Origin of the sequence: Arthrobacter sp. UYCu712, assembly GCF_040547005.1 — a bacterium.
GTDB lineage: Bacteria > Actinomycetota > Actinomycetes > Actinomycetales > Micrococcaceae > Arthrobacter.
The window spans coordinates 220,476-231,504 of the sequence record NZ_JBEPOZ010000005.1 but is presented as its reverse complement, the minus strand read 5'-3'; the positions used below and the strand labels follow the sequence as shown (position 1 = coordinate 231,504).

The window sequence follows — 11,029 nt, the reverse complement described above, 5'->3', positions numbered from 1 at the left end:
CGGTTCAACCGCAGGCTTCTCCGGACCTGTTACCTCGCCGCCCTCTCAAGCCTGAAGAACAGTCCCGCGTCCAGAACCTACTACGACCGGAAACGCAGCGAGGGAAAGTCCCACAAGCAGGCGCTCATCGCACTCGCCCGACGCCGTATCAACGTCATCTGGGCCATGCTCCGCGACCACACCACCTACCGGGAACCCACACCGTCTGGCAGCGCTCAAGCGGCTTGACAGAAACATTGAGACTCCCAGTGCCCTGGCACCGCACGGTCCTGAACCTCGGGCGGGCCGCTCACTGATCTTGAAGGCCTTCTTGTAGGGGCTGTTCTTGTGCCGGTCCGCGGCGTGGGGAACGCGTTGCTTGCGCTTCAGGCTCAGCTTCTCCGCCAGATCCGCCCGCAGGCTGCCGCGGGTTTGAACGTATAACGCCTGGTAGATCGTCTCGTGGCTCACCTGCATAGTCTGATCATCGGCGAAGTAGAACGCCACCCTGGCCGAGATCAGTTTCGGGCTCCACCCGTCATCCATCCACACCGCGATCAGCCGGCACAGCGCCTCGTCCCCGACGAGCTTCAACGGTTTGGGCCGGCGCCTGGCCTGATGCGCTCTCGTGTGAGCGACCGAGGCGTAATACACTCCGTCCGCGCTGGTGTTGCGGTCCACCTCCCGCCACGCCACGGACTTGTCCCGACCAATCGGCTCGCCGATTTTCGTGTAACTGAGGCCGCCGCGCCGGCCCATCTGGATCATCCCCCGCTCCGCCAGATTCAACGCCCGGCCACCCGGACCTTCCCCCGTGGGTGCCGGATCCGAAAGGCCCCCAACGGCGCCCATGCTCACAGTCATCATCTGGCCAGACTGGGCCCACCAGTTCCTCCCGGTCCCATGCGTCGCGCCGACACGCCGTGCGGCAGCGAGAATCGACATCCCGCCACACACCAGGTCAACGAACTCGGTGCGGGCATTCGGAGGAAAAGACTTGACCATAAAACGCTCCATCAATCAGAGCGTTGCTACGACCGTATGACTTTGCCGTGCTCAGAAGCACCCCAAGTGATAGCGCAACGGGGGGAGGAGGCCGGAAGGCCGACGGCGTTACTCGAGTCGGCGCTGCTTCGTCTCGGGGGAGAAGAAGGCCATCCACAGCACGGAGACCAGCACCAGCCCGCCGGCCAGGGCGAAGGACGTCGCCAGCCCCAGCTCGGGCCACAGGAACGCCGCGAAAATCAGCGGTCCGAAGCCGGCGCCGAGCCGTGAGAACGTCGAGGCCCAGCCGAAGCCCGAGCCGCGCAGCTCGGTCGGGTACAGCTCGGAAACATAGGCGTAGAGCACCGGGATGGCCACCTGCACCACGAAGCCGAATACCAGCAGCCAGAAAACGGCCGCCGTCGGGATGTCCACGACGATGGCCACGATCACCAGGGTCAGCGCGGAGAGTGGCCCGGTGATGGCCAGGATCCACTTGCGGCCCACCCGCTCCACCAGGAGGGCGGCCACTACAACGCCGAGGAGCCCGACGGCGGCCATGGAAGCGGTGGTCAGGAAGGCCTTGTACTCCTCGAAGCCGGCGCCGATCAGGATCCGCGGCATCCACGTCAGCGACAGGTAGTACACCAGCAGGATGCTGAAGAACAGGGACCAGGCCGCCGTCGTGATCTTCCAGTCGAACTGCCAGAGCAGGCGCAGCTGGGTCCAGGCGCTGCCCGCGGAAAGCCGCGGCGCGTCCTGGGCCGCCGGCAGGCTGTAGGCGCGGGGCTCGGCGCCGGTGGCTTCGACGAGGTCGTCGATCACCTTGGCGGCCTCCTCGCGGCGGCCCTTGCGGATCAGGAACAAGGGCGATTCCGGGACGCTGCGCCGGACCCAGAACACGAGCAGCGCGGGAAGCACCATCACGAGCATGGTCAGCCGCCAGTCGGCGAAGGCCGCGGTGAGGCCTGCGGAGACGAAGCCGCAGAGTGCTGCGCCGATCGGCCACCAGCCGTCCATCGCCGTCAGCACCCGGCCGCGCTGCTTGCGGGGCGTGAACTCGCCCACCAGGGCGTAGTCCACCGGGATGCAGCCGCCCAGGCCGAACCCGGCCATGAACCGGAACGCGCAGAACCAGAGGAAGTCGGGGGAGAATGCGCCCAGCACGGTGAAGAGCGAGAAGATCAGCAAGGTGGCGGTGAAGGCCTTCTTGCGGCCGATGGTGTCCGCGATGGTGCCCCAGATGAAGGCGCCCAGGGCCATGCCGATCAGGTTCGAGGCGCCGATCCAGGCGGCCTCGCCCGGGGCCAGCGACCAGTGCTTGGAAAGCAGCGGGATGAGAATGCCGTTGAGCGTCACATCCCAGGCATCGAACATAAAGCCCAGGCCGCCGATCAGGAAGATCCGGCCTTGCACCTTCCAGCGCCACGGCAGTTCCTGGACCACCTGTTCGCCGCTCGGCACAGTGGTGTAAGTGTTCATCTCAGCCTCCTGTGAAAACTCTACGTGCCCGCGCCCGCGGGTGCGGTGCGCTTCATAGTCCGGCGCGCGGGAAGGCCCGGCGCGCCGACACGATAAACTGGCCCCATCCCCACCACCCGCGGCCCTGCCGCGACATAAGACGGAGACTTTTGTGAGCTTTAAGCAGCTTGACCGTGTATCCATCGACCGTGTTCCCATCCGCCGCGCGCTGATCTCGGTTTACGACAAGACCGGCCTGGAGGAGCTCGCAACAGGCCTGCACGCCGCCGGCGTCAAAATCGTCTCCACCGGTTCCACCGCCAAGAAGATCGCCGCCGCCGGGATCCCGGTGCAGGAAGTCGAGGAAGTCACCGGCTCACCGGAAATGCTCGACGGCCGCGTCAAGACCCTGCACCCGCGCGTCCACGGCGGCATCCTCGCGGACCGCCGCGTCGCCGCGCACATGGAGACCCTGAAGTCTATGGACATCGAGCCGTTCGATCTCGTCGTCGTGAACCTATACCCGTTCGTCGAGACCGTGAAGTCCGGGGCCGCGCAGGACGACGTCGTGGAGCAGATCGACATCGGCGGTCCCGCGATGGTCCGCTCGGCCGCGAAGAACCACGCCGCCGTCGCGATCGTGGTGGATCCGTCCTCCTACGGTTCGGTCGTGGAGGCAGCGGCCTCGGGCGGTTTTGACCTGAAGACCCGACGCCGGCTGGCCGCCAAGGCCTTCGCGCACACCGCCGCGTACGACAACGCCGTGGCGACCTGGACCGCCAGCCAGTTCCTCGATGAGGACGGCGACGGCGTGATCGACTGGCCCGCCTACGCAGGCCTCTCGCTGGAGCGCTCCGAGGTGCTCCGCTACGGCGAAAACCCGCACCAGCAGGCCGCGCTGTACGTGGACAAGGCCGCCCCGGCCGGCATCGCCCAGGCCGACCAACTGCACGGCAAGGCCATGAGCTACAACAACTTCGTCGATGCCGACGCCGCTCTACGCGCCGCTTTCGACTTCGCCGAGCCTGCCGTGGCGATCATCAAGCACGCCAACCCCTGCGGTGTGGCCGTGGGTTCCGCCTCGGCGTCCGATCCGATCGCCGACGCGCACGCCAAGGCCCATGCCTGCGACCCCGTCTCCGCGTTCGGCGGCGTGATCGCGGCCAACCGCACCGTCACCGCCGGGATGGCCAGGACCGTGGCGGACATCTTCACCGAGGTGGTCATCGCCCCGGGCTTCGAGGCCGAGGCCGTGGAGATCCTGTCCAAGAAGAAGAACATCCGCCTCCTCGCCCTCCCCGAGGGCTACGGCCGCTACCCGTCCGAGATCCGCCAGGTCTCCGGCGGCGTGCTGGTGCAGGTGGCGGACAAGGTCGACGCAGACGGCGACAACCCGGCCAACTGGACCCTCGCCGCCGGCGAGGCGGCGGATGAGGCAACGCTCGCGGACCTGGCGTTCGCCTGGACCGCGTGCCGCGCCGCCAAGTCCAACGCCATCCTGCTGGCTGACCACGGTGCCGCGGTGGGCATCGGCATGGGCCAGGTCAACCGGCTCGATTCCTGCCGCCTGGCCGTGGAGCGCGCCAACACCCTGGGCGTCTCCGTCAGCTCCGATGTCGCTGTTGGGAGCGATGCCCCTGGTGGTGCCTCGAATGCCGATGCCAGCGGGGCCCCGCAGCGTGCCCGCGGTGCCGTGGCGGCATCGGACGCTTTCTTCCCGTTCGCCGACGGACTCCAGATCCTGATCGACGCCGGCGTCCGCGCCGTCGTCCAGCCCGGCGGATCCGTCCGGGATGAGGAAGTCATCGCCGCAGCCAACGCCGCCGGGATCACGATGTACTTCACGGGAGCCCGGCACTTCTTCCACTAGGGTTCTAGGCTCCGCCAAGAATGGACATGTCCTCCCTCACCGGAGGACATGTCCATTTTTTATGCCTAGGACTGAGCACATTCGGTTTCTGTCCACGCCCCGCAGCTGCGAGGGGACATGCCCAGTGGTGGCCAGGTGCAGCAAGCAGTCGTGAGGGGGACATGCTCATTCTTCGCGCCGAGGGCTGGGCATATTGGGTTCATGTCCAAGCCCCGCACCCTCGGGAGGACATGTCCGGTGGCCGCGGGTGTGCGGGGAGGACATGTCCACTGGTTGCTGGGGTGGGGGACAGGCCCAGAGGTGGCCAGGGCGCAGCAGGCAATCGTGCGGGGGACATGCTCATTCTTCGCGCCGAGGGCTGGACATATTGGGTTCATGTCCAAGCCCCGCAGCCAGGGGAGGGCATGTCCAGTGGTCGCGTGGGCCAGGGGAGGACATGTCCATTGGTGGCCAGGGATCGGGCGCATGACAACGGCGGCCGCCCCGGGGTGTGGGGCGGCCGCCGTCGAAAAGCTGGTCAGGCTGGGTTAGGCAGCGGCAGCCGAAGTGTAGGTCGACTGGATGACCGAGCCCCAGTACGGGCCGTACATCGTGGTGGAGTTGCTGCCGTAGCCGTAGCTGTTCACGGAGTTCTGGTAGCCGGAGGAGCTGGAGCCGATGAACCACGGGCCGCCCGAGGATCCACCGGTCATGTTGCAGGGGATTCCCTGTGCCATGTACGAGGGGTTGTAGGGATCGTTGGTGGCGGTGCCGGAGCAGCTCTTGAGGGACTCACCGTTGAACGGTGCAGCCGCCGGGTACCCGAAGGACTTGTAGCTGAGGCCGCGGGCCGCGTTGAACTGCAGGCCGGAGGCGCCGACGACGTCGGACAGGTACTGGCCGTTGAGCGTGGACATTACCGCGAAGCCGGTGTCGTACTGCATGTTGCCGGAGGAGCTCCACTGGGTGGGGGCGTACAGGGCCTTGGCGGTCCACTGGCCGTAGGGTGCGGCGCCGTTGAGGTAGGCCGGGACAAACGTGAACTTGGTGGCGAAGGCGCCCGGTCCCTCGTTGACGCAGTGGCCGGCCGTGGAGACGGTGCTCTTGTTCCCGGAGGAGATCGAGTTGCCGGAGCAGACGTAGTTGGCGCCGCCGAGCGTGAAGAAGACCTTGCCGATCCGCGGGACGGGGGATTCGCTCGCGTTGGCCTTGGTCTGGAGATCCCTGGACAGCAGGCTGGGGGCTGCTGCCTCCACATTGCTGGGGGCTGCCGCCTCGATCTTGCTGGGGGCGCCCGTTTCAACCGGACGTTTCAGGGCAGCCTTGGAGTTGTTGCTGCGCTGCATGGCCTTGTCGGCCAGGACGTCACCGGGGATGGCAGCGCGCATGCGCTCTGGCGTCCAGTAGTCCGCCGTGCCGGTCTCGGTGACGGTGTGGCTGCTGACCCCCGAGGTGTCAGTTGGCGCCTTTCCCGGTGCGGGGGCGGCGGTGGCCGCACCCGCTGCGCTCAGGGCGAGCAGTGCCGCCGCAGAGAAGGTGAGAAGGCTGGTGGCCAGAGTCTTGGGTGTTCTCATGGTTGTCCTAACCGGTGGAATGCGGAACGGCCACCCGTGGCGGCCGCTGTGATGGGAATGAAACTACGTCAAATTGACGAATGAGTAAAGCCTCTTGTCAATTCCTGTCATAGCGTGTCGCGGAATCGTGGAGCGTGTTGCGGGGTCATGGATCGTCCGGCCGCCGACGCCGGTAGGCGGCAAGGCGGTCACCTCGGGTAAGTTAGAGCTGTTGAGATAACACCCGATTCCGGATATCCGCAGACCTTCAGGGAGACGCCCGAGCAATGGCCAAGATTATCTATACCCACACCGACGAAGCGCCGATGTTGGCAACCTATTCGTTCTTGCCGATTGTTGAGGCCTTTGCTTCGACGGCCGGTGTGGAAGTGGAGACCCGCGACATTTCGCTAGCCGGCCGCATCATCGCCGCGTTCGGCGACTACCTCACCGAAGAGCAGCGCGTCAGCGATGCCCTGGCTGAACTCGGCGCGCTCGCCAAGGCGCCCGAAGCCAACATCATCAAGCTGCCCAACATCAGCGCCTCCGTGCCGCAGCTGAAGGCCGTGATCTCCGAACTGCAGGCCCAGGGCTTTGCGCTGCCGGACTACCCGGACAACCCCAGCTCCGACGAGGAGACGGACATCCGGTCCCGCTACGACAAGATCAAGGGCTCGGCCGTTAACCCGGTCCTGCGCGAAGGCAACTCGGACCGCCGCGCGCCGCTCTCGGTCAAGAACTACGCCCGCCAGAACCCGCACAGCATGGGCGCCTGGAGCACCGAGTCGAAGACCAACGTCGCGCACATGGATGCCGATGACTTCCGCTCCAACGAGAAGTCCGTTGTCATCGGCTCGGACACGAACATCAAGATCCAGCTGGTCAAGGAAGACGGCACGGTCAAGGTCCTCAAGCGGGCCTTCCCCGTGCTCGCCGGCGAGGTCATCGACGGCACTGTGATGCGTGCCGCCGCCCTGGACGAATTCCTCGCCGCCCAGGTGGCCCGCGCCAAGGAAGAGGGCGTGCTGTTCTCCGCCCACCTCAAGGCGACCATGATGAAGGTCTCGGACCCGATCATCTTCGGCCACGTCGTCAAGGCCTACTTCGCCGAGCTCTTTGACGCCTACGGCGCCCAGATTGCCGCCGCAGGCCTGAGCCCGAATAACGGCCTGGCCTCCATCCTCAGCGGCCTCCAGGATCTCCCCGAGGAGATCCGCGGCGACGTCGAGGCAGCCATCAAGAAGGGCCTTAACGAGGGCCCGGAGCTGGCCATGGTGGATTCGGACAAGGGCATCACCAACCTGCACGTCCCGAGCGACGTGATCGTCGACGCCTCCATGCCGGCCATGATCCGCAGCTCGGGCCACATGTGGGGCCGCGACGGACAGGAAGCCGACACCCTCGCCGTCCTCCCGGACAGCAGCTACGCCGGCATCTACCAGGTGGTCATCGACGACTGCCGCGCCCACGGCGCCTTCGATCCGACCACGATGGGCACCGTCCCCAACGTCGGCCTGATGGCCCAGGCCGCCGAGGAATACGGCAGCCACGACAAGACCTTCGAGATCCAGTCGGCCGGCACCGTCCAGATCGTCGACGACGCCGGCACCGTCCTGATCGAGCACCAGGTCGCCCCGGGCGACATCTGGCGCGCGTGCCAGACCAAGGACGTGCCGATCCGCGACTGGGTCAAGCTCGCCGTCACCCGTGCCCGTGCCTCCGCCACCCCGGCCGTGTTCTGGCTGGACAAGGGCCGCGCGCACGACGCCCGGATGATCGCCAAGGTTGAGGAATACCTCAAGGACCACGACACCGAGGGCCTGCAACTCGAGATCATGTCCCCGGACGAGGCCACAGCCTTCACCCTGGAGCGCATCCGCAAGGGCGAGGACACCATCTCGGTCACCGGCAACGTGCTGCGCGACTACCTCACGGACCTGTTCCCGATCCTGGAACTGGGCACCAGCGCCAAGATGCTCTCGATCGTTCCACTGATCAACGGCGGCGGCCTCTTCGAGACCGGCGCCGGCGGATCCGCCCCGAAGCACGTCCAGCAGCTGCTCAAGGAAAACCACCTCCGGTGGGACAGCCTGGGCGAGTTCCTGGCCCTGGCCGTGAGCTTCGAACACCTCGCCACCAGCACCGGCAACGCCCGCGCCCAGATCCTGGCCGATACGCTGGACCGCGCCACGGGCACGTTCCTGCTCGAGGACAAGTCCCCGAAGCGCAAGGCCGGCGAGCTGGATAACCGCGGCAGCCACTTCTACCTGGCCAAGTTCTGGGCCGAGGAACTGTCTCAGCAGAGCAACGACGCCGAGTTGGCCGCGGCTTTCGCCGCCGTCTCAGGTGCGCTGACCTCCAACGAGGAGACCATTACCGGCGAGCTCCTCGCCGTGCAGGGCTCCCCGGTGGACATTGGGGGCTACTACCGCCCCGACGCGGACAAGGTCTCCGCCGTCATGCGCCCTTCGGCGAAGTTCAGCGAAGTGCTGTCCATGCTCGGCTAGATCCCTGCGGGCACGCCGTGCCCTAGCGGCACGGCGGCTCAGCAGATCGGCGCACCGGGAGCCCCGGTGCGCCGTCGGCGTTTAAGGACCTCAACCGGCGCCCTAGTCCTTACCCTTCGCTTTGCCGCCTTTTCCCGGATTTTCCGGCGCGGGAGCGATCACGACGGGCGGCGGGGCGGCCGCGGCGGCGTCGGCAGCTGCCTTGGCGGCGGCCTTTGCGGCTGCCTCTTGTTCAGCCGCGGCCCTGACCGCCTCGGCGGCGGCGGCCTGCTGGGACGTCAGATCGACCCGGACAGCCTCGATGGAAGTCCGGACGCTCTGGTGGCGGTTGAAGGACACCGCTCCGCGGGAGGCCGCCGCGTCCAGTTCCGTCGCCAGTTCGTCGAGGAGCTTCAGCGAGGTTGCAGGATCGTTGGCGGCGGCTGCCTCGGTCACTGCCAGGACCTTGGACTGAAGCTGGGCGGCTGCGTCCCGGTCCAGCTCAGCAGCGGGGGCGCCGCAACCGGCCAGGGCGCCTGTCAGCAGGGCTGCACTGAACAGGAATCCGGCCAGAACCGTGCCGGGACCGCGGCGGACAGGGCCCCGCCGGCTGTCGTGTTGCCTCATGGCTGCACGCTCTTCTGCAACTGCGCCAGTTGTTCGCCCAGGCTGCCCGAGACGGACGGATAAGGGACGACGGCGGGCGCTTGCGGCGTCATGAAGGAGATGGTGGCGGTCGCAGCCACTGCGAGCACGGCCAGCACGGCGAGGACCACAACGACCCGGGTGCGGCGGCCGCCCTGCCGGACGCGGGAGACGGTGCGGGACACGAAGGAGCCGGTGCTCCTGCGGGGTGCGGTCACCGCATCCGGGTCCAGCTGGTGCGTGAGGCGCGTTCCGGCAGCCTTCTCCGGCAGCCGCGGCGGCCTGGCCGGTGGGGCGGGAAGCACACGGGTTCGTTCCTCGGCCAGCAACCCTGGCAGCGAGTGGGGCGCGACGAGGGCCTGGCGCAGCGCCACTTCCAGGTCCGCGGCCGCCGGGCGGTCCATCGGATCAAGGGCAGTCATGGCCCGGATCAGCTGCGCCCATTCGGCCGGGACGGTGTCCGGGATGGCAGGGGCCCGGTGCAGGCGGGCGACGGCGGATTCCACCGCGCTGCCGGGGAATTCGATCTCGCCCTTGATGCACTCGAGCATCACGAGTCCCAGCGAGTAAATATCGCTGGCCGGGCCCAAATCGGCGCCCCGGGCCTGTTCCGGACTCAGATACGCGGCGGTTCCGACCATGGTGCCGGTGGCCGTGAGCCGGGTCCCGTCCATGATCCGCGCGATGCCGAAATCCGTGAGTTTTGGCCGCAGGGGCTCACCGGGGCGGCCGGGAACCAGCAGGATATTGGCGGGCTTGATGTCGCGGTGGAGGATTCCCAGCGCGTGCACGTAGGCCAGCGCGTCTGCCACGCCGGCGCCGACGACGGCCAGTTCGTTGAGCGGCAGGGGGCTGTGCCGGATCCTGGTCCGGAGGTCCTGGCCGTCCACCAGTTCCATGGTCAGGAACGGCCGCGGCTCATCGGGGATCCGGGTGTCCGTTCCCGCGTCGAAGAGGGTGACGAGGCTTGGATGGTTCAGCGTCGCCAGGAGTTCAATCTCGGCCTCCTGCCGGCGGAGTTCGTCAGGATCAGCCGACTGCGGGGCGAACAGCTTGAGCGCCACGTCCCGGCCCAGGTTCACATCCCGGGCCGTGTAGACGGAGGCCATGCCGCCGCGTCCGATCACTTCCCCCAGCCGGTAGCGGCTGCCCACGAACTCAACCGCGACGCTGTTGGGCGAAATGTCCACGTTGTCCCGTCCTTTCCCCGTGCGCCCCGGCGGCGCCCCTCAAGAATAGTACGGGGACGGGTATGCGCCGCCCCCACATCGCGGCCGTCTCAAGGGCCGCGATGTGGGAGCGGGGTCCCCGCCGGAGCCAGTTCATGCCGTTGAGTCCCCCAGCGGACCCAACGACTTCGTTCCGGCGGTCAAAGGACCACAACGGGAGCGGTTGGCTTCACTAAGGGGGGTGTTCATCCTGCTGACGCGCCGGTTTTCGCCGTCTCAGCGGCAGTGGGGTCGTGAACCGGGCCGAAGCCGCGGCAACGGGAGCTTGTGTTCCGGAAAAAGGGGTGCCGGATATCCGGGCGGGGACGAGGGCGTCCATTGGAAATCTCCTGAATGACTGTTGGCGGGCGCCTCAGGGCAACCCGATTGGCCGTGCTCTGTGGAGGCAGAGACGGCCAACTAGTCAGGAGATGAACCGGGGTCAGCAGCGAACGCGGCGTGCTCGTGCTGGAGCGGGCCCCGGATGGGGTCGGCCTCGGCCGTGGGGATGATCAAGTACAGGCTGGGCAGCCAAGCCGCCGAACCCGCGGGGCCGTTGGACTGGGGGGCGTTGCCGGAGCCCGAACCGGGGGCGGCGGGCAGGGCATCAGGCCCAGGCAGTCCCGGCCCGCGGTGCCACGGGCTGGGCCCGTCATTGCCGTCAGCCGGGCCTGGGTCGCCGGGGATGGCCGGCGGATCAGCGGGGGCGGGTGCGTCGGCAGGAGCCGGCGGAGGGGGTGCAGCGCGGTCTGCACGGGATGTTTGGGGCCCATCATTGACCGTGCGGATGACGCGCTGAGGCTCAGCCCGGGCTGCCATCACCGCCCGCGGACGTGACCCCGTTTGGGGTTGGGCGCCGCAGCT

Annotated in this window: 6 protein-coding genes and 1 pseudogene; 3 read left to right on the top strand and 4 right to left on the bottom strand. The window is 67.5% G+C overall.

The features are described 5' to 3' along the window. Nucleotides 1-228 (top strand): annotated as a pseudogene (locus tag ABIB51_RS07800) (IS110 family transposase); the annotation flags it as partial. A gap of 864 nt (nt 229-1,092) precedes the next feature. Here the strand turns inward: ABIB51_RS07800 and ABIB51_RS07795 are convergent. Next, the gene (locus ABIB51_RS07795; protein WP_354187106.1) at nt 1,093-2,445 is read right to left on the bottom strand and encodes an MFS transporter; all 1,353 of its coding nucleotides are present in this window, start codon (nt 2,443-2,445) and stop codon (nt 1,093-1,095) included. A 151-nt stretch (nt 2,446-2,596) separates the two neighbouring features. Here ABIB51_RS07795 and purH point away from each other — a divergent pair, with 151 nt between their 5' ends. Then, a complete protein-coding gene (gene purH, locus ABIB51_RS07790; RefSeq protein WP_354187104.1) occupies nt 2,597-4,294 on the top strand; it encodes a bifunctional phosphoribosylaminoimidazolecarboxamide formyltransferase/IMP cyclohydrolase in 1,698 nt (565 codons plus the stop codon). A 527-nt stretch (nt 4,295-4,821) separates the two neighbouring features. On the opposite strand, the gene ABIB51_RS07785 is transcribed toward purH, so the two are convergent. Continuing rightward, nucleotides 4,822-5,847 (bottom strand): trypsin-like serine peptidase, encoded by a 1,026-nt coding sequence (locus ABIB51_RS07785; RefSeq protein ID WP_354187102.1) that lies wholly within the window; start codon nt 5,845-5,847, stop codon nt 4,822-4,824. A gap of 266 nt (nt 5,848-6,113) precedes the next feature. On the opposite strand from ABIB51_RS07785, the gene ABIB51_RS07780 reads away from it, so the two are divergent. Beyond that, on the top strand, nt 6,114-8,333 hold the full coding sequence (locus tag ABIB51_RS07780; RefSeq protein ID WP_354187100.1) for an NADP-dependent isocitrate dehydrogenase: 2,220 nt from the start codon (nt 6,114-6,116) through the stop codon (nt 8,331-8,333). A 102-nt stretch (nt 8,334-8,435) separates the two neighbouring features. Here ABIB51_RS07780 and ABIB51_RS07775 read toward each other — a convergent pair whose 3' ends face one another. Continuing rightward, on the bottom strand, nt 8,436-8,939 hold the full coding sequence (locus tag ABIB51_RS07775) for a mucin-associated surface protein (protein ID WP_354187098.1): 504 nt from the start codon (nt 8,937-8,939) through the stop codon (nt 8,436-8,438). Next, nucleotides 8,936-10,147 carry a serine/threonine-protein kinase gene (locus ABIB51_RS07770; RefSeq protein ID WP_354187096.1) on the bottom strand — a complete coding sequence of 404 codons (1,212 nt, stop codon included), beginning with the start codon at nt 10,145-10,147 and terminating at the stop codon, nt 8,936-8,938. The genes ABIB51_RS07775 and ABIB51_RS07770 overlap by 4 nt, the downstream gene beginning before the upstream one ends. Nucleotides 10,148-11,029 lie beyond the last annotated feature (882 nt).